This window comes from Sphingomonas abietis (assembly GCF_027625475.1).
Taxonomy (GTDB): Bacteria; Pseudomonadota; Alphaproteobacteria; order Sphingomonadales; family Sphingomonadaceae; genus Solisphingomonas; species Solisphingomonas abietis.
Genome location: NZ_CP115174.1, coordinates 2,744,443 through 2,768,394 on the forward strand (window position 1 = coordinate 2,744,443; position 23,952 = coordinate 2,768,394).

A 23,952-nucleotide genomic window follows, 5' to 3' on the forward strand; every position below is an offset into this window, starting at 1 on the left:
CGCCAGCAGGGATGAAATAACGAGATGGAGATAGATCCGATTTGGCTATCGCGGCAAAACGAGATGATCGAGCTTTGCCGATACTTCTTCCGCGCCAACGTCATGAAGAAACATCTCGATAAGATGGTGATGGATCACGACGGCATCGATGGCGCCATTGCAGAAGACTGGGACGCCTTTTGGGCCTATCACAATTTTTGGCTAGCTGGTCTGTGGGTGGCCTGTGAGGGATTTGACAGGTTGAAGCTTTCTGATGCCGAGATATGTAATCTTGCGAAAGCCACACGTTCTTACCTTCACCCGCTGCGTCAGGCCACATTCCATTTCAAAGCTGATGTGAGCCAGATGGCACGGTATTTTGACGGCCATCCGCATAACATCAACGCCGCCGCCCAGCTTCACGACGCGATGAAAAATTATCTCGGCACCTTTTTACAGACCCTTCCCGAAGGATTTGATCCTCAGCATCTGTGATGAATATGTAGAGAGAAGCCACACACGCCTGTCACACGTGGCCTGTGGATTTCCACCTAACACTTTGATTTAACCGTTGAATTTATAACTGGCTGGGGCGGCAGGATTCGAACCTGCGCATGGCGGCATCAAAAGCCGCTGCCTTACCGCTTGGCGACGCCCCAACGAGCGGGCTCCCTTAGCGGGCCGAAGCCGCAGAGGGAAGCCTGCTCATGCACCCGGTCGCACCAATTTCATGCCACGCCGGCGCTGGCCTCGATCAGCGCCGTCGCCGTCAGCAGATCGGGCAGCACGGCGTGGGCCAGCGCCGCCATGTCGGCGCTCGCGGCGATCAGATCGGGCACCAGCAGCGCCATCGTCCCCGCCGCCGCCGCCGCGCGCAGACCGTTGGGCGAATCCTCCAGCGCCACGCACTCGGCCGCCGGCACGCCGAGCCGCGCCGCCGCCAGCAGATAGGGCTCCGCGTGCGGCTTGGGCTGGGCGACGTCGCTGCGGGTCACGATCGCCGCGAAGAAATGCGCCAGCCCCGCCTCGGCGAGATGGCCCTGCGCCAGCGGCGAGACGGTCGAGGTGCAGATCGCCAGCGGCAGGCCCAGCGCCGACAGCCGTTCGAGCGTCTCGCGCGCGCCGGGGCGCAGCGGCGTGTCTTCGCGCCACAGCGCCAGGAAGCGCGCATCGGCGTCGGCATAGAAGGCGTCGGCCGGGAAGTCCGGGCCGAAATGGCCGAACAGCCGCTCGGTGTTGAGATCGCGATGGACGCCGACCATGTCGAACAGCAGCGCATCGGTGAAATCCAGCCCGAGCGCACGCCCGGCGGCCTGCATGGCGCTGAGATGGACGGATTCGGTATCGAGCAGGGTGCCGTCCATGTCGAAGATCACCGCGCGGGCGCGGCGCGGCAGCGGGGGAACGGATGCGGTCAGGGGAGTCTCCGGATGACGGGCGTGGCCGGACATGGCCGCTTGCGTCCGCCTAGGAGGCACGCCTAATCAGGTCAACATGGCCGCCCCGCAGAGCCCCGCCTCCCCGCTCTTCCTGCGCGAAGCCGAGATTCGGCGCGGGATCGAGCTGATGCATTTCGGCCATGGCCGGCTGTTCGACGCGCTCGATGCCCGGCTGGAGGCGCATGGGCTGGGCCGTGCCCATCATCGCGCGCTCTATTTCGTTGCCCGCCAGCCCGATCTGATGGTCAGCCGGCTGCTCACCCTGCTGGGCATCACCAAGCAGTCGCTCGGGCGGGTGATCAACGAGCTGGCGGCGCGCGACATGATCGAGACGCGGGTCGGCCGCGACGACCGGCGACAGAGATTGCTGCGGCTGAGCCCGGCCGGAATCGCGCTGGAGGGCGAATTGTTCGAGATCCTGCGCGCGCGCATGTCGGCCGCCTATGTCGATGCAGGGCCGGCGGCGGTGGCGGGATTCTGGCTGGTGCTGGAGGGGCTGGTGCCGGCCGCCGATCGGCCGATGCTGCACATGCTGCGCGGCTAGGACTGCCGGCCCGGCGCGCACCGGGGTTCAGCGCGCACCGAGTTCAGCGCGCGGCGGCCGCCATTTCCTCGTTGCGGCGCGCCGAGGCGGCCAGCACGTCGGCCATCAGCCGATCGAGCGCCTCGCCATCGTCGATCACGTTGAGCCCGGCCCGCGTCGATCCGCCCGGGCTGGCGACCCGATCGGCCAGCGTCGCGGGGCTCTCCTCCGATCCCGCCGCGAGCTGCGCCGCCCCCTGCACCGTCGCCAGCGCGAGCCGCGCCGCCTGATCGGGGGCGAGGCCCTGCCCCTCCCCGGCCCTGGCCATCGCGTCGATGAAGCGGAACAGGAAGGCGGGGCCGCAGCCCGACAGCGCCGAGGCGCGCCCGAACAGCGCCTCGTCATCGAACCATTCGCACAGGCCGAGCGGCGCCACCAAGGCCTCCGCATCGCCCTTCGCGGCGGCATCGGCGTCGGCGCCGGCATGGAGCAGCATCACGCCCTGGCCGATCCCGGACGGCGTATTGGGCATGACGCGGACGATCGCGCGATGCTGCGGGAAGCGCTTCGCCAGCGACGGCACCTCGACGCCGGCCAGCACCGATACGATCAGCGTCCCCTCCCCGGTCAGCGGCGCCAGCGCGGGCACCGCCTCGTCGAGCTTCTGGGGCTTCATCGCCAGCACCAGCACGGCCGGCATCTCGCCGTCGATCGGCGGCGCGGTCAGCACGGTAACGCCGGCGATCGGCGTGCCGGAGGGACGGATCACGGTGATGCGGGCGGGATCGATCCCGCCATCCAGCCAGCCGCGCAGCATCGCGCCGCCCATATTGCCGGCGCCGACCAGCCAGATCGGGCCATCGCCGGCAATCGTGCCGGCGATCTTCGAACTATCCGCCATCAGGCTTCTCCGCGCGTCTCGATCAGTGCCGAGGCGATCGCGTCGGCCGGTGCCTTGTCGCCCCACAGCACGAACTGGAAGACCGGGTAGAAGCGCTCGCACTCGTCGATCGCGGTCTCGATCAGGGTTTCGGCCTGGTCGAGGCTGAGCACGCTGTCGTCGTCCCCCTCGATCAGCGTCGCATTGCGGTACAGCGCGAGGCCGGAGGCCGCCCACAGCTCGAAATGGCCGAGCCAGAGCTGCTCGTTGATCAGGCCGATCGTCTCGTAGACGGTGATCCGCTTCTCGGCCGGCACGCGGATATCGGGCAGGCAGAGGAATTGGAGGACGCGATCCTCCGGGCGCCAGACGCCGCGCAGCTCATATTGCGTCCAGCTGCCCTGCACGGTGGCGACGATCTCGTCGTCGCCCATCCGCTCGCAGGTCCAGCCATGCGCCTGGAAATAGCTTTCGAGCATGTCGATCGGCGCGCTCGCATCGTTGCGCGCCTCTTCGAGATCGTCGAGGTTCATGAAACGCCCCCTACCGCACCCACAGCGGCGCGCCAAGCTGTGGCGCGCCCGCCGCCGGGCGGCAAGGCCGGGCGATGCGAAATCTGTGGAGGAATCAGGCGCCCTCGGCCGGCGTCGCGGCGCCGTTCAGGCGCGCCTCGATCGCATCGATCCGGGCCTTCAGCGCATCGGCCTCGTCACGCGCGGCGGCGGCCATCGCCTTCACCGCGTCGAATTCCTCGCGGCTGACGAAATCCATCCCGCCGAACAGGCCCTTGGCCTTCTCGCGCATCTGCGCCTCGGCCTCGCGCCCGGCGCCGGCGACGGTGCCGGCCAGGCCGTTCATCATCTTGGCGAAATCATCGAAGAAACGGTTTTCGGACTGCATGGCTCTGTTTCCCTGGCGACGCCCCTTGCGGCGATGCGCGTATCAGAGTTGCACTTGGGTGCTCGACGCCGTCGGTGCAAGCGTTTCCGCATTCGGGTTGAGCGCCTCGATCGCATGATTGAGGTACGCCGCAAAGCACAGCCACAGCAGATAGGGCAGCATCAGCACGGCCGCGCGGGAGCGGATGCGGGCAAAGGCCAGGATCGTCGCGATGGTCAGCAGGATCATCAGCAGGATGATCGCGAAGGCCACGCCCATCTTGTGGGCGGCGAAGAAGGTCGGCGACCAGGCGAGGTTCAGCACGAACTGCGCCACGAACAGGCCGATCGCGATACCGCGCCCGCCCGCCCCCTTCGCCCGGATCACCATCGCCAGCGCGAAGCCGATCAGGATGTAGAGGATCGTCCACGCCACCGGGAAGGCCCAGCCCGGTGGCATCGCCGCCGGCTTGGCCAGTGCCGCGAACCACGAATTGGAGAAACCGGAGCCGGCGGCCGCGCCGGATAGAATGCCAAGGAAGAGGATCAGCGGCACCGTCACCAGCGCGACGCGCAGGAACGACATCCGCAACTGCCCTTGTGATGCCAGTACGCTCATCTCATCACGCCCCAAGCCACCCCGAACCGATAGGTTAACGAGGTATAGGGTTGGTGCCTCGCGTCAACCGTTCGTAGCGGGCGACTGTTTCATTGCGGTAACGAGAAACTCGATATTGCCCTCCGGCCCCTTGATCGGACTGGTGGTGACGCCCTCCACCGCCCAGCCGATGGTGCCGAGCCAGGCGACCACATCGTCGCACACGCGCTGGTGGACGGCCGGATCGCGGACCACCCCGCCCTTGCCGACCTCGCCCTTGCCGGCCTCGAACTGCGGCTTGATCAGGGCCGCCAGCCGCGCCCCCTCGCGCGCCAGATCGAGCGCCGCGGGCAGCACCTTGGCGAGCGCGATGAAGCTCGCATCGCAGACCACCAGATCGATCGTGTCGGGCACCTGATCGCGGGTGAGATGGCGGGCATTGGTGCGTTCCAGCACGACGACGCGGGGATCCTCGCGCAATTTCCAGGCGAGCTGGCCATGGCCGACATCGACCGCATAGACCTTGGCGACGCCGCGCGTCAGCATCACGTCGGTGAAGCCGCCGGTCGAGGAACCGACGTCGATCGCGGTCAGCCCGGTGACGTCCCAGCCGAATTCGGCGAGCGCATGATCGAGCTTGAGGCCGCCGCGCGATACCCACGGATGATCCTTGCCCTTCACCTCGAGCGGCGCATCGGCCGGCAGCGCCTGCCCGGCCTTATCAACCTTGCGATCGCCGCTATAGACCAGACCCGCGAGAATCAGCGCCTGGGCGCGCGTCCGGCTTTCGGCGAGGCCACGATCGGCGAGCAGCTGATCGGCGCGAATCCCTTTACTCATGCTGCGTCCCGATATTGCAGTTTATGCAATCGCGCGATGATTACAAGCACTTGAAACATTATTTCGTCGCGCATATCTGACGTTTCGTCGCAGGGCAACGTCCGTCCCCCTCCCCTCAGGCGTTGCCCTGCGCGTTCACACAAGGAAACCAATATGCGGACCCTCGAGAACGTGGCCATGGCCGCGGCGATCCTCGGCGCCCAGTCGCTCGCCATCGCCACCATCCTGATCCACTAAGCGGAATGCGGCAAGCCGCCGCGTCCACCCGGCTTTCACACCGGATGTCCAAGCCGCCCAGGGCAACCTAGGCGGCTTCTTCATGTCCGGCGCAGGTCGGATCGCCAGAGCGCCTCTCCAACCGCCCCTCTCCGGCCGCCCTCTCCGGCCGCCCCTCTCCAGCCACGCCGAAAAGGGGCGGCCGCAGGATCAGGCCCGCGCGCCGCCGATGACGCCGACCGAATTGTGGCGCAGCGCCTTGAGCACCGCGTCGACGATGCCGTCGGCATCGAGGCCGGCCTCGGCATATTGCTTCTCGGGCTTGTCATGCGCCTGGAAGATATCGGGCAGGCGCAGCGTGCGGATCTTGAGCCCCGCATCGGTCAGCCCCTCGTCCGACGCCAGCGTCAGCACATGCGCGCCGAGACCGCCGACCGCTCCTTCCTCCACCGTCACCACGACCTCGTGGCTGGTGCAGAGCTTGCGGATCAGCGCCTCGTCGAGCGGCTTGGCGAAGCGGAGATCGGCGACGGTGGCGGACAGACCCTGCGCGTCGAGCCGGTCGGCCGCCTTGAGCGCCTCCTCCAGCCGGGTGCCGAGCGACAGGATCGCCACCTTCTTGCCGCTGCGGACGATCCGGCCCTTGCCGATCTCGAGCTGCTCGGGGGTTTCGGGCAGCGCCACGCCGACGCCGTTGCCGCGCGGATAGCGCAGCGCGATCGGGCCGGCATCGTAGAGCGCGGCGGTGTGGACCATGTGGACCAGTTCCGCCTCGTCGGCCGCCGCCATCACCACCATGTTCGGCAGGGTGGCGAGATAGGTGATGTCGAACGAACCCGCATGGGTCGATCCGTCGGCACCGACCAGCCCGGCGCGATCGATCGCGAAGCGCACCGGCAGGTTCTGGATCGCGACGTCGTGGACGACCTGGTCATAAGCGCGCTGGAGGAAGGTCGAGTAGATCGCGCAGAACGGCCGCATCCCCTGCGCCGCCAGGCCGGCAGCGAAGGTGACGGCGTGCTGCTCGGCGATGCCGACGTCGAAGATGCGATCGGGGAAGGCCTGCTGGAACTTGTCCAGCCCCGTCCCCGTCGGCATCGCCGCGGTGATCGCGCAGATCGTCGGATCGCGCTCGGCCTCCGCGACCAGCGCCTTGGCGAACACGCCGGTGTAGCTCGGCGGGCCGGGCTCGGGCTTGATCTGGCCGCCGGTCAGCACGTCGAACTTCTGCACCGCATGCAGCTTGTCCGCCGCCGCTTCCGCCGGGGCATAGCCATGCCCCTTCTTGGTGACGACGTGGATCAGGATCGGCCCCTGCGCGGCATCGCGCACATTCTCAAGCACCGGGATCAGGTGATCGAGATTATGGCCGTCGATCGGGCCGACATAATAGAAGCCGAGCTCCTCGAACAGCGTGCCGCCCATCGTCATGCCGCGGGCGAACTCGTCGGTCTTGCGGGCGGCGTCGGCGAGCGGGCGCGGCAGGCGGTTGGCGAAGCGCTTGAGCACCTCGCGCAGGCCGAGGAACGGCCCGCTCGACACCATCCGCGCCAGATAGGCGGACAGACCACCCACCGGCGGCGCGATCGACATGTCATTGTCGTTGAGGATCACGACCAGCCGGTTGCCGGCGATCTCGGCATTGTTCATCGCCTCATAGGCCATGCCCGCCGACATCGATCCGTCACCGATCACGGCGATACCCTTGCCGGGCTTGCCGGCGAGCTTGTTCGCCACCGCGAAGCCGATCGCGGCCGAGATCGAGGTGGACGAATGCGCCGCGCCGAACGGATCATATTCGCTCTCGGCACGCTGGGTGAAGCCGGACAGGCCGCCGGCCTGGCGGAGCGTGCGGATACGATCGCGGCGGCCGGTCAGGATCTTGTGGGGATAGGCCTGGTGGCCGACATCCCAGATCAGCTTGTCGTCGGGCGTATTGAACACATAGTGAATCGCGGTGGTCAGTTCGACAACGCCGAGCCCGGCACCGAGATGGCCACCCGTGACGGACACCGCGGACACCATCTCGGCGCGCAGTTCGTCCGCAAGCTGGGCCAGCTGCTCAGGCTTGAGCGTGCGCAGGTCGGCGGGGGTATCGATCTTGTCCAGAAGGGGGGTAACAGGACGTTCGGACACTCAGCATCTCCTTGGATCGCGCTGATTACGCCAAGCCATTCGCCCTGTCGAACGGTGAACATATCTTAATGCGCCACCCGACCCTCATGGCGCAGCTTTTCGGCAAAAATCGGGCACTCTTGTCAGGCGGCTGTGGCCTTTGAAGCACAGTCCGCGCACAATCCCTGGACCTCGATCACCGGGCGTTCGGGAACGAATCCGGCTTTCTCGGCCGCCTCGCGCACCTTCGCGGCGACCGCGTCGTTATCGACATGCGTGGCATGGCCGCAGCGATCGCAGACCAGGAAGATGCAATCGTGGCGGCAACCCGGATGCGGATTGGCGATGAAGGCGTTGGCGCTCTCGATCCGCTGGGCGAGGTTGCTCTGCACGAACAGGTCGAGAATCCGGTAGACGCTGTTGGCCGCGACCCGGCGCCCCTGCGCGGCGGAGAGCTGCTCGGTGATGTCATAGGCCGACGCCGGCCGATCGAAGCCGCTGAGGATATCGAAGACGGCCGAGCGCAGCGCCGTCCACTGCTCCCCTTTCGCCTCCAGAACGCCCTGGGCGGCGGCGACGAGTTCGGCACCATGATGGTGCGCATGGGCGTGTTTCGAGGCAGTGGCCATGCGCTCTCAACTAGGCGTGCCGATGCCCCCCCGCAAGGCCGCCGCGCGCGTTCAGACGATGCGCCGCCGCCAGCAGCACGACGCCGGCCATGGTCGCCAGGATCTCGGGCAGGCCTTCGGCGCGGATCAGGCCCATGCCCATCAGCGACAGCCCGGCAGCACCGATCGCCACCGGCCGCCAGTCGCGATGCATCGCATAGCCGCGCCCCAACGCCACCGCGCCGATCAGCATCGCGAGCGAGAAGCCGATCTCGTGCCACGCCGGATTGGCGAGCGCCGCGCCGGCCGAGGCCAGCGTCGCCGCCAGCAGCACCGTCGCGATGCAATGGACGAGGCACAGGCTCGACAGCCCGATCGCGATCCGGTCGAGCCGCCCGCCGGTCGGCGTTCGATCGCGGGCCCGCGGCGGCGGGGACTCGGGGAAATGGGTCGCCATCGGCGGGGCTATGCCATCGCCGATGACATGATACAATGTCTCATTTTGAAGGGCGATCGGGCGGCCGAAAGGTCACGGCGACGGAACGAGACCGGTTGTCGAGCAGCCCGGCGGCGCGCTACATCCGCGCGCCATGTCCGACCCCCTCGCCCCCGCCGACGCCGCCCCCGACCGGGCCCCCGCCATCCGGCTCCCCGGCCGCCCCGCCGCACCGCGCCCGGCGCCGCGCGCCCTCGGGCTGTGGCTGCTCGCGATCGCGGCGCTGGTGCTGGCGATCGTGGTCGTCGGCGGCATCACCCGACTCACCGAAAGCGGCCTCTCGATCGTCCAGTGGGATCCGATCCTCGGCGCGATCCCGCCGCTCACCCACGCCCAGTGGCAGGCGGCGTTCGATGGCTACAAGGCGATCCCCCAATATAAGGCCTTCAACACGGGGATGACGCTGGCCGGATTCCAGCACATCTATTTCTGGGAATTCCTCCACCGCCTGATCGCGCGCGGGATCGGCACCCTGCTGGCGGTGGTGCTGCTGGCCTTCTGGTGGCGCCGCGCGATCCCGGCCGGCTATGGCTGGCGCGGCCTGCTGACCCTCGCGCTGATCGGCTTCCAGGGCGTGATCGGCTGGTGGATGGTGTCGTCCGGCCTCGCCTACCGCACCGAGGTCAGCCACATCCGCCTCGCCATCCACCTGCTCTCGGCGCTGATGATCTACGGCTATGCGATCTGGACGGCGCTCGACCTGCTCGCCCTCGCCCGCGATCCGGCCGCCCGCCCTGCCCGGCTGGTCGCGCTGAGCACGGTCGCGATCGTCATCCTCGCGCTCCAGATCATGCTCGGCGCCTTCACCGCGGGCTTGCGCGCCGGCTATGCCTTCGCCAGCTGGCCGAAGATGGGCGACGACTGGTTCCCCGCCGGCGGCTGGGACCGGGACTGGTCGACGCTGCGCAACCTCGTCGACAACCCCATCGCGGTGCAGTTCGTGCATCGCTGGTGGGCGTGGGTCGCCCTCGTCGCCGTCGTCACCGTCGCGCGACTGGCGATGAAGGCCGGCCACCGCCCGGCCGCGATCGCGATCGTGGTCGCGGTGGTCGCCCAGATCCTGCTCGGCATCGCCACCCTACTCACCGGCGTCGATATTCCGATCGCGGTCGCGCACCAGGCGATGGCGACGATCCTGCTCGGCGCGCTGATCTGGGGCAGCCACGCCCTCGGCCGCGCCGGAGCCATCGCCCCTGCAAGCGACAAGCGCGGCTGAAACGCCCCTCCCGCACCCCGTCGCGCGCCGCGATTTTCGCCATGGTATTATAATACCTCTCACGAAACCGCCCGCATTGCTTGACTTTCCGGGGCCGAATCGTCATTGGGGCGGCCGTGGCGCGGCTCAGCGATGGGCCGCGCTCTTGCGTTTCTCGCATTTCGGAGTTTGGGGCCATGAAGGCGCTCATGAAGACCACCAAGTCGGCAACGCCGTTCACGGTGGAGAAGAAATGGCATCTGATCGATGCCGAAGGCCTCGTCGTCGGGCGTCTCGCCTCGCTCGTCGCCAATATCCTGCGCGGCAAGACCAAGCCGAGCTACACCCCGCACATCGATTGTGGTGACAATGTCATCATCATCAATGCCGCGAAGGTGCGTTTCACCGGCAAGAAGCTGACCGACAAGATCTACTACAAGCACACCGGCTATGCCGGCGGCATCAAGGAGATCACCGCGGGCAAGGTGCTCGAGGGTCGCTTCCCGGAGCGCGTTCTCGAGAAAGCCGTCGAGCGCATGATCCCGCGTGGCCCGCTGGGCCGCCAGCAGATGCGCAACCTGCGCATCTTCGCCGGTGCCGAGCATGATCACACCGCGCAGAACCCCGAAGTCCTCGATGTCGCGGCGATGAACCGCAAGAACAAGGTGGGCGCCTGATGTCCGACAATCGCCAGTCCCTTTCCGATCTCGCCACGCTGACGGGTGGCGAGGCTCCGGCCCCGGCCGCTGCGACGGATGCCGGCACCGAGGGTGGTTTCGCCCCGGTCCAGGCGCCGGTCTCGACCATGCCGCTGCGCGAGAAGATCATCGACGCCCAGGGCCGCGCCTATGCGACCGGCCGTCGTAAGGATGCGGTTGCCCGCGTCTGGATCAAGCCGGGCTCCGGCAAGATCACGGTCAACGGCCGTGACCAGGAGGTGTATTTCGCCCGCCCGACGCTGCGCCTCGTCATCAACCAGCCGTTCGGCGTGTCCGATCGCGAAGGCCAGTATGACGTGATCTGCACCGTCGCCGGTGGCGGTCTCTCGGGCCAGGCCGGTGCGGTCAAGCACGGCATCGCCCAGGCGCTGACCCGCTTCGAGCCGATCCTGCGCGCGCCCGTCAAGGCCGCCGGCTTCCTGACCCGCGACAGCCGCGCGGTCGAGCGCAAGAAGTACGGCAAGGCGAAGGCCCGCCGCAGCTTCCAGTTCTCGAAGCGCTAAGCTTCTCGAGCGAGCTTGCCGAAAGGGCGGTCCCGGACATCCGGGGCCGCCCTTTTGCTATGGTGCGAAGGGGATGGGGTGCGAAGGGGTGGAAAGCCGCTGCTCTTTGCCTGCCATCCTCTGATCGTCATCCCGGACTTGATCCGGGATCCAGAGCCGCCATCGCCGACGCCCGAGGCTCTGGATCCTGACTGTCGTCAGGATGACGGGACGTGGTGGACAGCGGTCGATCTCGGTCGCGTCACCCCGGGCTTGACCCGGGGTCCAGCTTGTCTTCGCTTTCCATGCGAGGATGGGAACGGATATGACGACCGGCGGCTGGGTCTACATCATGGCAGTCGTTATCGCGGCACGATCTACGTCGGCGTCACAGCCGACCTTCGTGCGCGGGTCGGCCAGCATCGTAGCGGTGACGGATCCGATTTTTGCAGACGCTACGACCTCACTCGCCTCGTCTGGGCCGAGCGTGGCGACGACATAATGGCCTGCATCGCACATGAGAAACGGCTGAAACGCTGGCGGCGAGACTGGAAGTTTGCATTGATCGAAAGCGGGAATCCAGACTGGCAAGATCTGTTCGCCACGCTCGCCTGAAAGCAGCTGGACCCCGGCTCAGGGCCGGGGTGACGAGATAATCAAATGTCCGCATCTGGGCGGAAGCCGTCATTCCATTGTTACGTCATCCCGGACTTGGTCCGGGATCCCGCTTCTTCCGCGTCCAGCGGAAATCCAAGGAGCTGGACCCCGGATCAAGTCCGGGGTGACGAGATAGGGCGAAAGGGCGCCTCTTGGGCGAAACCCGTCGTTCCGCAACCCCTCAAACCGTTCGGCCGTCGACAGGCGCAGGCCGAACGGTGAAAGAGGAACGAACCTCTCATCCATCTTGACAAATATCACCATATAGGTTACAGACCTTTCCGTCGCCCACACCCTTGATCAAGGCGCGCGGTGACAGGAGGGGATGGCGGCGGTTTCGGCCACCGTGCATCCAGCGGCCGGCGCGCCGGGCATCCGGGTGGATTCCCGCAACCCTACCGTCCACCAGGCCAGCGTGAAGCTCGCCGCGCCCGTGCCATGGGCGCGTCCGGCCCACGTCCGCCCCAACCGGGACTGCTCCACCCCAGCCGCGCAATGGCCGGGGAGTGGGAGCACAGGCCCTCGGAGGGTAACTGAGACACCTCCAAACCCCCGCGATGCAACGAGGCACGCGCGGGGCGCCGGCCGCCTTCCCTGCCCCCAAGCGGCGGGAGAATTGTGCCCGCAAATCCTACAGGATCAGCCCGACACCCGCTCCTTGATCGCCGAGAAGCGGACCTTGGGCGCGCGCTCAGCGACATAATTCACCTCCCACGCGTCGCGCGCGAGGAAGACGGGCGCGCCGTCGCGGTCCTCGGCCATGGCGCCGCCGCGGCCTTCCACGAACGCCTTGAGGTCGGCGGGGTCGTCGGCGGAGATCCAGCGCGCCGTCTCGAACGGCGCCGGCTCGAACTCGGCGGCGACGTTATATTCAGCCTGGAGGCGCGAGATCAGCACCTCCAATTGCAGCTGGCCGACCACGCCGACGATCCATTGCGAGCCGACCAGCGGCTTGAACAGCTGGGTGACGCCCTCCTCCGCCATGTCGACCAGCGCGGTGCGCAGCTGCTTGGTCTTGGTCGGGTCGAGCAGCCGGATCCGGCGCAGGATCTCCGGCGCGAAGTTGGGAATCCCGGTGAAGGTGATCGCCTCGCCCTCGCTCAGCGTGTCGCCGACGCGCAGCACGCCATGGTTGGGGATGCCGATGATGTCGCCGGGCAGCGCCGTCTCGGCCAGCTCGCGGTCCTGCGCGAAGAAGAAGATCGGCGAATTGATCGCGATCGTCTTGCCGGTCTGCACCTGCTTCAACTTCATGCCGCGCTTGAACTTGCCCGAGCAGACTCGCAGGAACGCGATGCGATCGCGATGCTGCGGGTTCATATTGGCCTGCACCTTGAAGATGAAGCCGGAGACGTTGGGCTCGTCGGGGGTGATCGCGCGCGGCTGGGCGGGCTGGGTGCGCGGCGGCGGGGCATAGTCGCCGATCGCGGTGATCAGCGCCTCGACGCCATATTCGCGCAGCGCCGAGCCGAAGAACACCGGGGTCTGGTCGCCATGGCGATAAGCGGTGAGGTCGAAATGGCCATAGCCGCCGAGCGCCAGTTCGGCCTCCTCGCGCAACCGCGCAGCCCCTTCGGGCGAGACCAGCGTGTCGAGCCGGGGATCGTCCAGCCCGTCGAGCTGCTCGTCGGGTTTGTCGGGCCGCGACAGGGTGTTGCGCTGGAAATCGAACAGGCCTTCGTAGAGCCCGCCCATGCCGACCGGCCAGTTCATCGGGGTGACGTCGAGGGCGAGCTTGTCGGCCACCTCGTCGATCAGCGCGAACGGATCGAGGCCCTCGCGATCGACCTTGTTGATGAAGGTGACGATCGGCACCGAGCGCAGCCGGCACACCTCGAACAGCTTGCGGGTCTGCGCCTCGATGCCCTTGGCGGCGTCGATCACCATCACCGCCGAATCGACCGCGGTCAGCGTGCGGTAGGTATCCTCGGAGAAATCCTCATGGCCCGGCGTATCGAGCAGGTTGAAGGTCAGCGGCTCGCCGGATCGGCCGGGCCGCTCGAAGGTCATCACCGAGGAGGTGACCGAGATGCCGCGCTGCTGCTCGATCTTCATCCAGTCGGAGCGCGCCCGCCGGTTGTTGCCGCGCGCACGCACCTCGCCGGCCTGGTGGATCGCGCCGCCGGCGAGCAGCAGCTTCTCCGTCAGCGTGGTCTTGCCCGCGTCCGGGTGGGAAATGATCGCGAAGGTGCGGCGGCTCTCGGAAGGATTCATGCCCGGCCCTGTAGCGTGTCGGCCCAAAAAAGCGAGAGAGGCGTGATCGGCGCCTCACGGCTGCTGGCAGACCAGCCCGATCTCGTTCGTCTCGCGATAGACGCTGATCTGCGGGCAGCGATCGAGCAGGTCGCGGCCGACGGCGATCGCCGCCCAGCGGAATTGCGGCGGCAGCGGGCGATGGCGCACGACGATATCGTCCTTGCCCGGCGCGGGGGATGGCGGCTGATCGGCATCCGGCAATTGGCTGTCGCCGGCATAATCCACGATCCGCACCGCGACATGGCTGAGCGGGAAGCCGAGCAGCGTGGCCGGCTGGGCCAGCGTCATGTCCCACACCGGGCGGGCGACGCCATAGGCGATCGGCAGCGTCCGCGCCTCCCGGCCGAGGCGGCCGCCATAGGCCTTGGACAGGATCGCGGCGGCGGCCGCCGTCGCCACCGTCTCCGGCGCATCGGGGGCGAGCAGGATGGCGATCCGCTGCCGGCCGACCTTCCACTCGAGATGGAAGCCGCTCTGCACGTCGTTGAGCGCCGGATAGCGATGCTCGCGGCTGCTCTCGCCGGTGCCGATGCGGACGATCGGCCAGGGCAGGTCGATCGCCCCGATCGTGCCGGACTGGCCGTTGCAGCAGGGCTGATCCTGCGTCCTGATCGTCATCGGCACGGCCACCCCCGCGATCGCGACCTCGCCATTGGCCTGACGATGCGGGATCACGACCCGCCCGATATATTCGCTGGGGCCGGGCTGCCAGGCGACGGGCAGACGGCCGGCCAGGTCCGGCGCGACGTCCAGCCCGTCATCCAGCGCCACGCCGATCGTGGCCAGTACGCCGGCGATCGTCGTCTCGACCACCGGATGCGCCCGGTCCAGCGTGATCGGGCCGAGGGCCGGCCCCGCGCTCCTGCGTGCATCGGCGGCCGAGGCGAGGCCGATCGCGGCCGCGCCCAGCAGCAGCAGGCGTCGCGCCGCGCCGCTCATCCGCCGATCGCGATCCGGTTGTTGCTGCGATCGCGATCGGGCAGGCGGTGATCGGGATCGAGCGTCGCCGCGACGACGTGCCGCCCCGCCGGAATCGCGATGTCGCCGGCCGTCTGGCGAATCCAGGTCTCGGCCGGCAGCCGGATATCCTCATGGCTCCCGTCGGCATAATCGACCCGCAGCGTCACCGGCATCACCAGCGGATCGCGATTTTCCACCGTGATCGCGGTGCCACCGTTGGGCGTGGCCGCGATCTTCGTCACCGCGACGTCATAGGTCGCGTTGGTCAGATACCAGCCGCGCCACCACCAGCTCAGATCCTCGCCGGCCTCGCTGTCCATGAACCGGAAGAAGTCGGAGGGCTTGGGATGCTTGAACGCCCACAGCGCGATGAAGCGGCGGAAGGCGGGATCGAAGCGCTCCGGCCCGAGGATCTCGTCGCGCAGCAGCACGAGGCCGAGCGCCGATTTGAAATAGGTGACGGGATGGCGATAGGTCTCGGTCACCGTATCGGCGCGGCTGAGGATCGGCGGCGCTTGCGGGTCGGCGAGGATCGGCAAGATCTCGTCGACCGGATTGCCGCCGCCGGGCGCGAACTCGCTGTCGCGCTTGGGGGCATATTCGCCGTGGTGGAAATCCTCGGACTCGAAGGTGTCGATGAAGGTGTTGAAGCCCTCGTCCATCCACGCATCGCGCCGCTCGTCGAAGCCGACGATCATCGGGAACCAGCTGTGGCCGATCTCGTGCGCGGTGATCCAGAACAGGGGCTTGCCCTTGTCGGTGATCCCGTCGAACACGATGCCCGGATATTCCATGCCCGATGCCGGCCCGGCGATGTTGATCGCCGCCGGCCACGGATAGGGATACCAGCGCTTCGACATGGTCTCGACCGTGTCCTTCACATATTGGGTCGAGCGATCCCAGGCCTGCGCGCCGGCGCTCTCGGCCGGGTAATAGGACATGGCGAGCGACGTCCTGCCGCCGGGCAGGGTGATCCGTGCTGCATCCCAGGCGAAGGCGTCGGAGGCCGAGAAGGCGACGTCGCGCGTATTCTCCATGCGATAATGCCAGGTCTTGGTGCCGGTGCCCGCCCTGGTGCGATCGCCTCCGATCTCGGCCGGCGCCACGATCTTCACGGTGCTGTCCGACGCGGCGGCCTGCGCCAGCCGGCTGCGCTCGGTCGCGGTCAGCACCTCCTGCGGATTCTGGAGCGCACCCGATCCGGCGACGATCATGTCCGCCGGCACCGTCACCCAATAATCGAAGTCGCCATAGTCGAGATAGAATTCCTGCGCGAGGTAAGGGAGCGTGTCCCACCCGCGCACATCGTCATAGACCGCCATGCGCGGATACCATTGGGCGAGATCGTAGATCGCCCCATCCTTCACCTTGCCCCACGCCATGCGCCCGCCGAAGGCGCCGGGAATGACGAAGCGGTAGCTGAGATGGACGGTGATCTTGCCGCCCTTCCCCGCCAGCGGCGCCGGCAGCCGGATCTGGAGGCGGGTGTCGCTCTCCACCGTCGGCACCGCCACGCGCCGGCCGCCCTGCTCCACCTCGACGCGCTCGATCGTGTAGCCGTCGGTCGATCCGTCGCCCCGGCGCGGCACGGCGCCGTCGGCGGCATGGCTGCGCGAATGGGGACGGTACATATTCTGGTCGAGCTGGAGCCACAGCACATCCAGCGTGTCCGGCGAATTGTTGGTGTAGCTGATCGCCTCCTCGCCCGAGAGGGCGTGCGCCGCCGTGTCGAGGGTGGCGTGGATCTGATAGTCGGCGCGGTTCTGCCACCAGGACGGGCCGGGCTGGCCGCTGCCCGAACGGACGGCGTTGATCGGCCCCGGCAGATCGAGCGGCGCGAACGCAGCACGCGGATCATAGGAAGGGGTGGCCGCGACGGCCGCGCTCCCCGTCATCAACAGCGCCGTCATTCCCGCCAGCCGCCCGATCCGCATTCGACACCTCCGCAACAGATGGTGGCGATCCTGCAACACTCTGCCGCCAGATGCGAGAGCGGGCGACGGCAAAACTTTTGCGACGCTCTGCAATGGCTGACAAGTTCGTGCTCCTGCGTAGGCAGGAGCCCAGGTGAGGAATTGCACCGCCTGGGGCTCTGGGCTCCTGCCTTCGCAGGAGCACCGAAGGGTCGGATGTCGAAAAGGGCGTGAGACGGTCAGCCCAGGCAGTAGATGATCGCCTGGATCGCGCGCTTGGTCTCGTCGATCGAGCCGACCGGGATGGTGTCCACCCCCGCCTTGGCCGGGACGGGATGATCGTTGCCGCCCGGATAGGTCGCATCGCCCATGAAGATCATGTCGGCGGTGGCGATGCCGGATTCCTTCGCCAGCCGCTCGATCCCATAGGCCTTGTCGACCCCTTCGCGGGTGACGTCGATCGAGGTCGATCCGCCGATGTTGACCGACAGGCCGGGCAGCTCGGCCTGCGCCGCCTGCTGCATCGCCTCGCGCTTCTTGCGATCGGGATCCCACGCCTTCTTGGCGTCGAGCGGCGCCTCCTGGCCGAGGCCGGAGAAGGTGATCTGGCTGCCGCGATCCTCGATCTGCGCGCCCCATATCTTCTCGCCGCGGAAGCCCGCGGCATCGACCGCCTTGTCGAGCGCGTCGAGGATATGGCGGCGCTCGTCCGCCGAGAAATCCTCCTTGTAGACCGCCTGCCAATGCCCGTCGGTGCAGCGGTACAGCTTGGTGCCCGAGGTCGGCATGATCCACAGATTGGCGCGAACCGCATGGCGCGGCAGCCGGCCGATCACCTGCTTCTCGAACTGCGGCCAGTCGCCGCCCGAGATCACGCAGACCTGCGCGACTTCGCTCAGCCCCGCCAGCAGATCGGCCATCTCGGCGTCGATCGCCGCCTTGCTCTCGGCCAATGTGCCATCGAGATCGAATGCCACGAGTTTCTTCATGCGCGCGCCCTTCACTGTCGAAGCCACTACTCGCGAAACGAGGGATCGATCCGATCGAGCTTACGCAAAAGCGCGGGCCACGCCAGCATGTCGGCACCGGCACGGGTGATGCTGGGATGGGTCTGCACCGCGACCTTCTCGGGCGTGCCCTGCGGCGGGGTGTTGAGATGCTCCCTGCCCGCGCTCAGCATGTGGACCTGCGCCTCGCAGGCCCGCTCCAGGAAATACATCCGCAGGAAGGCGTGGCCGACCGTCTCGCCCACCGTCAGCGTGCCATGGTTGCGCAGCAGCATGACGGTCTTCGCGCCGAGATCGGCGACCAGCCGCTCGCGCTCCTCCATGTCGGTCGCGATGCCCTCATAGTCGTGATAGGCCAGTTCGTGCGCGGCGATCATCGCGGTCTGGGTGTGGGGCAGCAGCCCGAAGTCCATCGCCGACACCGCCTGGCCATAGGGCGTGTGGAGATGCAGCACCGCCTTGGCATCGTCCCGCGCCATGTGGACCGCCGAGTGGATCACGAAGCCCGCCGCATTGACCATCGCCGGGGCGAGCACCGGCTTGCCGGCCGGATCGATCTTCACCAGCGACGAGGCGGTGATCTCCTCGAACATCAGATGATAGGGGTTGATCAGGAAGTGATGGTCCGGCCCCGGCACGCGGGCGGACAGATGGGTGAAGATCAGATCGTCCCACCCATAAAGCGCGACCAGCCGGTACGCGGCGGCCAGATCGACGCGGATCGCCCACTCCTCTGCCGAGACCTGATCTCGGATGGTCGGTTCTTGCGTGGCTGTTGCCATCATGCTCTCCTTTTTTAAGAGAATAGGCCTATCTGGTCTCCGGGCCAAGCAGCCGGATTCTGCCCCCGCCCCGCTTGCAATCATCGCGCGCTTGGTGTTGGAACGCGCTCCATTCAACGTCACAAATCTGTCATGGAGACGTCCCATCCGTCAGGTCGCTGCCCTTCCCTATCGCGTCGAGCCGGATGGCAGCATCCGCGTGATGCTGATCACCAGCCGCGAGACGCAACGCTGGGTGATTCCGAAGGGCAATCCGATCAAGGGTCTCAACGCGCATGAGGCTGCCGCGCAGGAGGCCTATGAGGAAGCCGGCGTGGAGGGCATCCCCTGCCCGACCGTGATCGGGGCCTATAGCTATCCCAAGCGCCGCAAGAACGGCGTGACGCGCACCATCATGGTGGATGTCTTCCCGTTCGCGGTCACCGGGCAGGCCGAGGAATGGCCCGAGCAGGACGAGCGCACGACCAACTGGTTCACCTTGCCCAACGCCGCCGCCGCCGTCGACGAGCCGGAGCTCAAGGGCATCATCGCCGGCTTCCGCGAGCCGCCGCCCACCCCCGGTCTGGCGGATCGCGTGCCGGCCATCGGCCAGGAAATCGGAAGGAAGATGCCGTTGCTGCGCTGGTTCCAATCGCTGATGCCCACCGGCGGCCGCTTCTTCGAGCTGTTCGAGGCGCACACCGCCACGCTCGTCGCCGGGGCCGACGCGCTCGCCCGGATGATGCAGGGCGGCCCGGAGCTCCACCAGCACATCCGCGAGATCGTGACGCAGGAGCAGACCGCCGACGATATCGCGCGCGAAGTGTTGCAGGATGTCCGCCGCACCTATGTCACGCCGTTCGATCGCTCGGCGATCACCGGCCTGATCGGGGTGATGGACGACGCCATCGACCAGATGAACCAGACCGCCAAGGCGGTGCAGCTGTTCGAGCTCCAGGAATTCACCCCCGAGATGCGCGACATGACCGGCATCATCGTCGAGGCGGCGCGGGTGACCGAGGAAGCGATCCCGCTGCTCCGCTCGCTCGCCAACAATGCGGGCCGCCTCCACACCCTGACCGCGCGGCTGGTCGAGCTGGAGGGCCATGCCGACGAGATCCACGACGCCGGGCTGAAGGCGCTGTTCCGGGCGAGCAAGGACAATCCGATGGAGTTCGTCGTCGGCCAGGAAATCTACGCGCATCTCGAGAAGATCACCGATCGGTTCGAGGATGTCGCGAACGAGATCCAGGGTCTCGTGATCGATCACGCCTGACGATCGCCCGACCATGGCCCATCTCGCTTTCCCGCTGCTCGCCGCGCTGATCGGCGTGGCGCTGCTGTTCGACTGGCTGAACGGCCTGCACGACGCCGCCAACTCGATCGCCACCATCGTCTCGACGCGCGTGCTCAAGCCGCATTACGCCGTCGCCTGGGCCGCCTTCTTCAACTTCATCGCCTTCCTGTTCTTCGGCACCCATGTCGCCTCGACCGTCGGCAAGGGCATCGTCGATGCCCATGTGATCGATGCCGGCGTGATCTTCGGGGCGCTGATGGGCGCGATCATGTGGAACGTGACGACCTGGGTGCTGGGCATCCCCTCCTCCTCGTCGCACGCGCTGGTCGGCGGGCTGATCGGCGCGGGCACGGCCAAGGCCGGCGTCTCGGCGGTGGTGTGGAGCGGCGTGATCAAGACTGCGCTCGCCATCGTGCTGTCGCCGACGCTCGGCCTGCTGCTGGCGCTGGTGCTGACCCTGATCGTCGCGTGGAGCTCGATCCGCTCGACCCCGCTCCAGGTCGATCGCCGCTTCCGCAAGCTCCAGCTGGTCTCGGCCTCGCTCTATTCGCTCGGCCATGGCGGCAACGACGCGCAGAAGACGATGGGGATCATCGCGGTGCTGCTCTATTCGCAGGGGCTGCTCGGCGGCGATTTCCACATCCCGCTGTGGGTGGTGCTGGCCTGCCAGACGGCGATGGGGCTCGGCACGCTGATGGGCGGCTGGAAGATCGTCCACACCATGGGATCGAAGATCACCCGCCTCACCCCGCCGCAAGGCTTCTGCGCCGAGACCGGCGGCGCGATCACCCTGTTCCTGGCGACGCTGGGCGGCATCCCGGTCTCGACCACCCATACCATCACCGGCGCGATCGTCGGCGTCGGCGCCTCGCGCCGGCTCTCGGCGGTGCGCTGGAACGTCGCGTCGAGCATCGTCGTCGCCTGGGTGGTGACGATCCCGGCCGCCGCGATCGTCGGCGCGCTGTTCTACTGGCTGACCTTGCTGTTCTAGCGCCGATCGACATTCGGATGGCTGGGATATCGGGTGATCATTTTGCTTCAAACCGTCATGCTGAACCTGTTTCAGCATCCCGCCTCTTCCGGGCGCTCAGCGCCAAGCTTTGCTGGGATCCTGAAATAAGTTCAGGATGACGATCGTTTCAGGCGCGGACGTCATCTGATCCGCGGAATGTCGATCCGCCCTAGTCGTCCTTGGCCTTCGCGTCCGCCTTGCCGACCACGCCGGCAGCGCAGGCTTCCAGCTGGGCGGTGCGGCAGCTTCCGGTCAGCGAGGTGAGCCGGTCGGGCGTGGTCATGTCCTCGGTCTTCTTCATGAGATCGACCGCATAGGTGAAGCGCTTGCCGTCCTCGCTCACCGGCCAGAGGACCGCCAGATAGAGATCGTCCGCGTCGTCGCCCGACCAGGGCTTCATATGCTTGGCCTTGGGGATCGCGTTGCGCAGCGCCTCGGCGAAGCGCTCGGTGAGCGGATCGGTCGCGTCGGACTTGACGTCGGTGGCGTGAACCACCGGCCCGTTGGCAGAGCCGGATGCGAGCAGGAGGGAAAGCAGCAGCATATTCATGTCGGAAACCTTGGATTGACGATCTGGCCACCCTGGGTCGGTCGGATCGCGTCACCGATCGCGGCCTCGATCCCCGGGCGCCCTTGCTCCTGACCCCGGAAGGCTGAAAGGAAGTTGAACGGCTTACGAGCGGACAGCACGGACGCGTCCACCGCGACCAGCGGCGGCCCGCCGCGATGGCCGACGATGGTGGCATCATGGCGCGCCGCGATCCCGCCTGCAACCGCTCCCTCGCCATGGCCACCGGCCACGGCCGCGCGATGCCGGGCCGCCCCTTCACCCGGGCCACGATCCGCGCCGCCGGGGCCGATGGTGTCAGGCGGCGATCAGATAGACGACGAGCGCCACAACGAGCAGGCTGGCGACGGTGGCGAACTGGAGCAGCCGGAGGAATGCCCCATAGGTCCGCTCATGCGTCGTCATGTCCATCGGAGAAGGGTCGGCCATATCCACTCCCTCGGTCGCTTATCGTTCCTCCCGGTTTCTGGCCCGTGCCGTCCCGCGCCGCAAGGGCTATCCTGTCCCGCAGAAAAGCGGCCATGCTTCCGCCGCCTTAAGTCGGTCTTTACCCGAGCGCGCTAGCAATCGCTGCGAAACCGAGGAAACGGAATGCCGCGAGACACCATCCGGAGCCTGCTGCTGATCGACGAGAATGCCGGGCAACGGCGTCTGGTGTCCGCCATCGCCGCGCGTGCCGGCTGGCGCACCGTCGTCGCCGACTCCAGCGCATCCGCGCTCAAGACGCTCCAATCGGCGCAGGGCCGCTCGATCGAGGCGGTGCTGATCGACCAGCAGGCGGATACGCCGGCGCTCGTCGCCGGTCTGCGCGCCGGCCACCCCGACAAGGCGGTGCATGTCCTCACCACGCTCGACGACCTCGCCGTCGCGATCGAGGCGATGCGGCATGGCGCCACCGATTATCTGGTCAAGCCGATCGCCCCCGATCGCCTGCTGGCCGCGCTCGATGCCGTCGCCAACCGCGAGGCGATCGAGGGCGAGTTGCGACCGATGGCCGAAAAGCTCTGGCAGCCGCTCAGCTTCGACGAGATCGTCGGCGCGGCCCCCGCCTTCCGCGCCACCGTCGCGATCGCCACCCGCGCCGCCGAGAGCCGCGTCCCGGTGCTGGTCGAGGGCGAGCGCGGCACCGGCAAGGAGATGTTCGCGGAGGCGATCCACGCCGCCAGCCCGCGTGCCCAGCGTCCGCTGATCGTGGTCGATTGCGGCGCCATCCCCGCCAACGTCATCGATTCCAGCCTGTTCGGCCACGAGCAGGGCGCCTTCGCCGGCGCCTTCGATCGCAATCCGGGGCGCTTCGTCGAGGCCGACGGCGGCACCCTGTTCCTGGACGACGTCGCCGCGCTGCCGCTCGACACCCAGGCGCGCCTGCTCGCAGTGCTGGAAAGCGGCCGGATCTGGCCGCTCGGCGCGCGCGGCTGTCGCGAGGTCGATGTCCGCGTCGTCGCCGCCAGCCGCGTGTCGCTCGCCGAGGAGGTCGTCGCCGGCCGCTTCCGCGAGGATCTGCTGTACCGCCTTGCCGGCGTCCATGTCGCCATTCCGCCGCTGCGCGAGCGGGTCTCCGATCTGCCGGCGCTGGCCCGCCATCTGCTCGACCGCATCGCCCGCCAGCCGGGCCTGCGCGACATCGACATCACCGACGATGCCCTCACCCTGCTCGGCAGCTATGACTGGCCGGGCAATATCCGCCAGCTCCAGAACGCCCTGTTCCGCGCCGCCGTGCTATGCGACGCGCCGACCCTCGCCACCGCCGATTTCCCGCAGATCGCGCAGGAGAGCTTCACCCGCCGCCGCAGCCCCAAGCTCGAACCCGGCCATCGCCTGCCGGCGGTCGCGACCGGCGGGGTGATGCTGTACACGCCGGAAGGGCATCTGCGCCCGCTGGAGGATATCGAGGGCGACGTGATCCGGCTCGCGATCAGCCATTATCGCGGGCGCATGAGCGAAGTGGCGCGGCGGCTCGGCATCGGTCGCTCGACCCTTTATCGCAAGCTCGGCGATCTCGGGATCGACAGCGCCGCCTGAAGCGGCCCGAGCGCCCTGACCGAAGCTCAGGCGAAGCGGCCCTTCGCCGAACCTATTTCCAGCCGATGCGCACGCCGGGCCACGACGGTGCCGAGCGTGCGCATGAACAGCCGGGAATCGGGCAGCAGCCGCCCCTTGTCGAAGCAGGCGTCGGCGCCATGCGCGATCGCCTCGACCACCGCGTCCGAGCCCCGATAGGTCGAGGCCGAGACGACGACGACGGCCGGATGGTCGAGCGCCTTGATCGCGTCGAGAAACTCCAGCCCGCTTTCGCCCGGCATGGCGAGATCCACCGTCACCACATCGGGCGCGCATCGCTGGATCAGGGGGCGGCCGGTTTCGAGATCGGGCGCCGACCCGACCAGATCGAAGCCGTCGGTATGGGCGACGATATGCTCGATTATCTGGCGAATGACAAAACTGTCATCGATCGCCAGAACACGCAGATTACCCAAGATCCCATCCTCGATATGTCCCGCATGGCTACAGCAAGGCGGCCAGGAAACATATTCAGACGTTGGTCGAAGTATG

The 23,952-nt window shown here is 67.5% G+C and carries 26 protein-coding genes, 1 tRNA gene and 1 pseudogene; 9 read left to right on the forward strand and 19 right to left on the reverse strand.

The window, feature by feature from the left end:
- Positions 1-63: 63 nt before the first annotated feature.
- Positions 64-474 carry a hypothetical protein gene (locus PBT88_RS13015; protein ID WP_270075767.1) on the forward strand — a complete coding sequence of 137 codons (411 nt, stop codon included), beginning with the start codon at positions 64-66 and terminating at the stop codon, positions 472-474.
- Positions 475-563: 89 nt separating this feature from the next.
- Here PBT88_RS13015 and PBT88_RS13020 read toward each other — a convergent pair.
- Positions 564-638 (reverse strand) — tRNA-Gln (locus PBT88_RS13020).
- A 69-nt stretch (positions 639-707) separates the two neighbouring features.
- Complete coding sequence (locus tag PBT88_RS13025; RefSeq protein WP_270075768.1) at positions 708-1,430, reverse strand: HAD family hydrolase; 723 nt, start codon at positions 1,428-1,430, stop codon at positions 708-710.
- 43 nt (positions 1,431-1,473) lie between these two features.
- Between PBT88_RS13025 and PBT88_RS13030 the strand changes: the two genes are divergently transcribed.
- On the forward strand, positions 1,474-1,962 hold the full coding sequence (locus tag PBT88_RS13030) for a MarR family transcriptional regulator (protein WP_270075769.1): 489 nt from the start codon (positions 1,474-1,476) through the stop codon (positions 1,960-1,962).
- A gap of 43 nt (positions 1,963-2,005) precedes the next feature.
- Here the strand turns inward: PBT88_RS13030 and PBT88_RS13035 are convergent, their stop codons facing one another.
- From PBT88_RS13035 to PBT88_RS13070, 8 genes are all read right to left on the reverse strand, one after another.
- Positions 2,006-2,842, reverse strand: coding sequence for a pyrroline-5-carboxylate reductase family protein (locus PBT88_RS13035; RefSeq protein ID WP_270075770.1), 837 nt, complete (start codon positions 2,840-2,842; stop codon positions 2,006-2,008).
- Positions 2,842-3,354, reverse strand: coding sequence for a type III secretion system chaperone family protein (locus PBT88_RS13040; RefSeq protein ID WP_270075771.1), 513 nt, complete (start codon positions 3,352-3,354; stop codon positions 2,842-2,844). The genes PBT88_RS13035 and PBT88_RS13040 overlap by 1 nt, the downstream gene beginning before the upstream one ends.
- 94 nt (positions 3,355-3,448) lie before the next feature.
- The gene (locus PBT88_RS13045) at positions 3,449-3,721 is read right to left on the reverse strand and encodes an accessory factor UbiK family protein (protein WP_270075772.1); all 273 of its coding nucleotides are present in this window, start codon (positions 3,719-3,721) and stop codon (positions 3,449-3,451) included.
- A gap of 42 nt (positions 3,722-3,763) precedes the next feature.
- Complete coding sequence (locus PBT88_RS13050; RefSeq protein ID WP_270075773.1) at positions 3,764-4,318, reverse strand: TspO/MBR family protein; 555 nt, start codon at positions 4,316-4,318, stop codon at positions 3,764-3,766.
- A 63-nt stretch (positions 4,319-4,381) separates the two neighbouring features.
- Complete coding sequence (locus PBT88_RS13055) at positions 4,382-5,137, reverse strand: TlyA family RNA methyltransferase (protein WP_270075774.1); 756 nt, start codon at positions 5,135-5,137, stop codon at positions 4,382-4,384.
- 426 nt (positions 5,138-5,563) lie between these two features.
- Positions 5,564-7,489, reverse strand: coding sequence for a 1-deoxy-D-xylulose-5-phosphate synthase (dxs, locus tag PBT88_RS13060; RefSeq protein WP_270075775.1), 1,926 nt, complete (start codon positions 7,487-7,489; stop codon positions 5,564-5,566).
- Between the two features lie 122 nt (positions 7,490-7,611).
- The gene (locus PBT88_RS13065) at positions 7,612-8,097 is read right to left on the reverse strand and encodes a Fur family transcriptional regulator (protein WP_270075776.1); all 486 of its coding nucleotides are present in this window, start codon (positions 8,095-8,097) and stop codon (positions 7,612-7,614) included.
- Positions 8,098-8,107: 10 nt separating this feature from the next.
- Complete coding sequence (locus PBT88_RS13070; protein ID WP_270075777.1) at positions 8,108-8,533, reverse strand: MerC domain-containing protein; 426 nt, start codon at positions 8,531-8,533, stop codon at positions 8,108-8,110.
- A gap of 133 nt (positions 8,534-8,666) precedes the next feature.
- Here PBT88_RS13070 and PBT88_RS13075 point away from each other — a divergent pair, with 133 nt between their 5' ends.
- From PBT88_RS13075 to PBT88_RS13090, 4 genes and pseudogenes are all read left to right on the forward strand, one after another.
- Positions 8,667-9,788 (forward strand): COX15/CtaA family protein, encoded by a 1,122-nt coding sequence (locus tag PBT88_RS13075; RefSeq protein ID WP_270075778.1) that lies wholly within the window; start codon positions 8,667-8,669, stop codon positions 9,786-9,788.
- A gap of 176 nt (positions 9,789-9,964) precedes the next feature.
- Positions 9,965-10,444 (forward strand): 50S ribosomal protein L13, encoded by a 480-nt coding sequence (rplM, locus tag PBT88_RS13080; RefSeq protein WP_270075779.1) that lies wholly within the window; start codon positions 9,965-9,967, stop codon positions 10,442-10,444.
- The gene (gene rpsI / locus PBT88_RS13085) at positions 10,444-10,989 is read left to right on the forward strand and encodes a 30S ribosomal protein S9 (protein ID WP_270075780.1); all 546 of its coding nucleotides are present in this window, start codon (positions 10,444-10,446) and stop codon (positions 10,987-10,989) included. The genes rplM and rpsI overlap by 1 nt, the downstream gene beginning before the upstream one ends.
- A 304-nt stretch (positions 10,990-11,293) precedes the next feature.
- Positions 11,294-11,583, forward strand: a pseudogene (locus tag PBT88_RS13090) (GIY-YIG nuclease family protein).
- Positions 11,584-12,264: 681 nt separating this feature from the next.
- Here PBT88_RS13090 and PBT88_RS13095 read toward each other — a convergent pair.
- From PBT88_RS13095 to PBT88_RS13115, 5 genes are all read right to left on the reverse strand, one after another.
- A complete protein-coding gene (locus tag PBT88_RS13095; RefSeq protein ID WP_270075781.1) occupies positions 12,265-13,839 on the reverse strand; it encodes a peptide chain release factor 3 in 1,575 nt (524 codons plus the stop codon).
- 54 nt (positions 13,840-13,893) lie between these two features.
- On the reverse strand, positions 13,894-14,820 hold the full coding sequence (locus tag PBT88_RS13100) for a hypothetical protein (protein WP_270075782.1): 927 nt from the start codon (positions 14,818-14,820) through the stop codon (positions 13,894-13,896).
- Positions 14,817-16,775 (reverse strand): M1 family metallopeptidase, encoded by a 1,959-nt coding sequence (locus PBT88_RS13105; protein WP_270075783.1) that lies wholly within the window; start codon positions 16,773-16,775, stop codon positions 14,817-14,819. Before PBT88_RS13105 ends, PBT88_RS13100 begins: the two co-directional genes overlap by 4 nt.
- Positions 16,776-16,993: 218 nt before the next feature.
- Entirely contained in the window at positions 16,994-17,743 is a 750-nt protein-coding gene (locus tag PBT88_RS13110; RefSeq protein ID WP_270075784.1) for an HAD-IIB family hydrolase, read from the reverse strand.
- A 26-nt stretch (positions 17,744-17,769) separates the two neighbouring features.
- Positions 17,770-18,543 (reverse strand): class II aldolase/adducin family protein, encoded by a 774-nt coding sequence (locus tag PBT88_RS13115; RefSeq protein WP_270075785.1) that lies wholly within the window; start codon positions 18,541-18,543, stop codon positions 17,770-17,772.
- A gap of 145 nt (positions 18,544-18,688) precedes the next feature.
- On the opposite strand from PBT88_RS13115, the gene PBT88_RS13120 reads away from it, so the two are divergent.
- Positions 18,689-19,798 carry a DUF47 family protein gene (locus PBT88_RS13120; RefSeq protein ID WP_270079256.1) on the forward strand — a complete coding sequence of 370 codons (1,110 nt, stop codon included), beginning with the start codon at positions 18,689-18,691 and terminating at the stop codon, positions 19,796-19,798.
- 13 nt (positions 19,799-19,811) lie between these two features.
- A complete protein-coding gene (locus tag PBT88_RS13125) occupies positions 19,812-20,810 on the forward strand; it encodes an inorganic phosphate transporter (protein ID WP_270075786.1) in 999 nt (332 codons plus the stop codon).
- A gap of 190 nt (positions 20,811-21,000) precedes the next feature.
- Here PBT88_RS13125 and PBT88_RS13130 read toward each other — a convergent pair whose 3' ends face one another.
- The 3 genes from PBT88_RS13130 to PBT88_RS13140 all read right to left on the reverse strand — a co-directional run bounded on the left by PBT88_RS13130 (position 21,001) and on the right by PBT88_RS13140 (position 21,828).
- On the reverse strand, positions 21,001-21,375 hold the full coding sequence (locus PBT88_RS13130) for a hypothetical protein (RefSeq protein ID WP_270075787.1): 375 nt from the start codon (positions 21,373-21,375) through the stop codon (positions 21,001-21,003).
- A 2-nt stretch (positions 21,376-21,377) separates the two neighbouring features.
- Positions 21,378-21,632: a hypothetical protein gene (locus tag PBT88_RS13135; protein WP_270075788.1), complete on the reverse strand. Its 255-nt coding sequence runs from the start codon at positions 21,630-21,632 to the stop codon at positions 21,378-21,380.
- 64 nt (positions 21,633-21,696) lie between these two features.
- Positions 21,697-21,828 (reverse strand): aa3-type cytochrome c oxidase subunit IV, encoded by a 132-nt coding sequence (locus tag PBT88_RS13140; RefSeq protein WP_270075789.1) that lies wholly within the window; start codon positions 21,826-21,828, stop codon positions 21,697-21,699.
- Between the two features lie 162 nt (positions 21,829-21,990).
- On the opposite strand from PBT88_RS13140, the gene PBT88_RS13145 reads away from it, so the two are divergent.
- Positions 21,991-23,421 carry a sigma-54-dependent transcriptional regulator gene (locus PBT88_RS13145; protein WP_270075790.1) on the forward strand — a complete coding sequence of 477 codons (1,431 nt, stop codon included), beginning with the start codon at positions 21,991-21,993 and terminating at the stop codon, positions 23,419-23,421.
- 26 nt (positions 23,422-23,447) lie between these two features.
- Here the strand turns inward: PBT88_RS13145 and PBT88_RS13150 are convergent, their stop codons facing one another.
- Entirely contained in the window at positions 23,448-23,876 is a 429-nt protein-coding gene (locus PBT88_RS13150) for a response regulator (protein ID WP_270075791.1), read from the reverse strand.
- Positions 23,877-23,952 lie beyond the last annotated feature (76 nt).

What these genes read in the sequence shown, in the direction of transcription:
- PBT88_RS13035 (WP_270075770.1), bottom strand. Translation starts at nt 2,842, where the DNA reads ATGGCGGATAGTTCGAAGATCGCCGGCACGATTGCCGGCGATGGCCCG.
- PBT88_RS13030 (WP_270075769.1), top strand. Translation starts at nt 1,474, where the DNA reads ATGGCCGCCCCGCAGAGCCCCGCCTCCCCGCTCTTCCTGCGCGAAGCC.
- PBT88_RS13055 (WP_270075774.1), bottom strand. Translation starts at nt 5,137, where the DNA reads ATGAGTAAAGGGATTCGCGCCGATCAGCTGCTCGCCGATCGTGGCCTC.
- rpsI (WP_270075780.1), top strand. Translation starts at nt 10,444, where the DNA reads ATGTCCGACAATCGCCAGTCCCTTTCCGATCTCGCCACGCTGACGGGT.
- PBT88_RS13025 (WP_270075768.1), bottom strand. Translation starts at nt 1,430, where the DNA reads ATGTCCGGCCACGCCCGTCATCCGGAGACTCCCCTGACCGCATCCGTT.
- PBT88_RS13095 (WP_270075781.1), bottom strand. Translation starts at nt 13,839, where the DNA reads ATGAATCCTTCCGAGAGCCGCCGCACCTTCGCGATCATTTCCCACCCG.
- PBT88_RS13130 (WP_270075787.1), bottom strand. Translation starts at nt 21,375, where the DNA reads ATGCTGCTGCTTTCCCTCCTGCTCGCATCCGGCTCTGCCAACGGGCCG.
- PBT88_RS13115 (WP_270075785.1), bottom strand. Translation starts at nt 18,543, where the DNA reads ATGGCAACAGCCACGCAAGAACCGACCATCCGAGATCAGGTCTCGGCA.
- PBT88_RS13015 (WP_270075767.1), top strand. Translation starts at nt 64, where the DNA reads ATGATCGAGCTTTGCCGATACTTCTTCCGCGCCAACGTCATGAAGAAA.
- PBT88_RS13140 (WP_270075789.1), bottom strand. Translation starts at nt 21,828, where the DNA reads ATGGCCGACCCTTCTCCGATGGACATGACGACGCATGAGCGGACCTAT.
- PBT88_RS13050 (WP_270075773.1), bottom strand. Translation starts at nt 4,318, where the DNA reads ATGAGCGTACTGGCATCACAAGGGCAGTTGCGGATGTCGTTCCTGCGC.
- rplM (WP_270075779.1), top strand. Translation starts at nt 9,965, where the DNA reads ATGAAGGCGCTCATGAAGACCACCAAGTCGGCAACGCCGTTCACGGTG.
- PBT88_RS13075 (WP_270075778.1), top strand. Translation starts at nt 8,667, where the DNA reads ATGTCCGACCCCCTCGCCCCCGCCGACGCCGCCCCCGACCGGGCCCCC.
- PBT88_RS13145 (WP_270075790.1), top strand. Translation starts at nt 21,991, where the DNA reads ATGCCGCGAGACACCATCCGGAGCCTGCTGCTGATCGACGAGAATGCC.
- PBT88_RS13105 (WP_270075783.1), bottom strand. Translation starts at nt 16,775, where the DNA reads ATGCGGATCGGGCGGCTGGCGGGAATGACGGCGCTGTTGATGACGGGG.
- PBT88_RS13100 (WP_270075782.1), bottom strand. Translation starts at nt 14,820, where the DNA reads ATGAGCGGCGCGGCGCGACGCCTGCTGCTGCTGGGCGCGGCCGCGATC.
- PBT88_RS13110 (WP_270075784.1), bottom strand. Translation starts at nt 17,743, where the DNA reads ATGAAGAAACTCGTGGCATTCGATCTCGATGGCACATTGGCCGAGAGC.
- PBT88_RS13040 (WP_270075771.1), bottom strand. Translation starts at nt 3,354, where the DNA reads ATGAACCTCGACGATCTCGAAGAGGCGCGCAACGATGCGAGCGCGCCG.
- PBT88_RS13125 (WP_270075786.1), top strand. Translation starts at nt 19,812, where the DNA reads ATGGCCCATCTCGCTTTCCCGCTGCTCGCCGCGCTGATCGGCGTGGCG.
- PBT88_RS13070 (WP_270075777.1), bottom strand. Translation starts at nt 8,533, where the DNA reads ATGGCGACCCATTTCCCCGAGTCCCCGCCGCCGCGGGCCCGCGATCGA.
- PBT88_RS13065 (WP_270075776.1), bottom strand. Translation starts at nt 8,097, where the DNA reads ATGGCCACTGCCTCGAAACACGCCCATGCGCACCATCATGGTGCCGAA.
- PBT88_RS13045 (WP_270075772.1), bottom strand. Translation starts at nt 3,721, where the DNA reads ATGCAGTCCGAAAACCGTTTCTTCGATGATTTCGCCAAGATGATGAAC.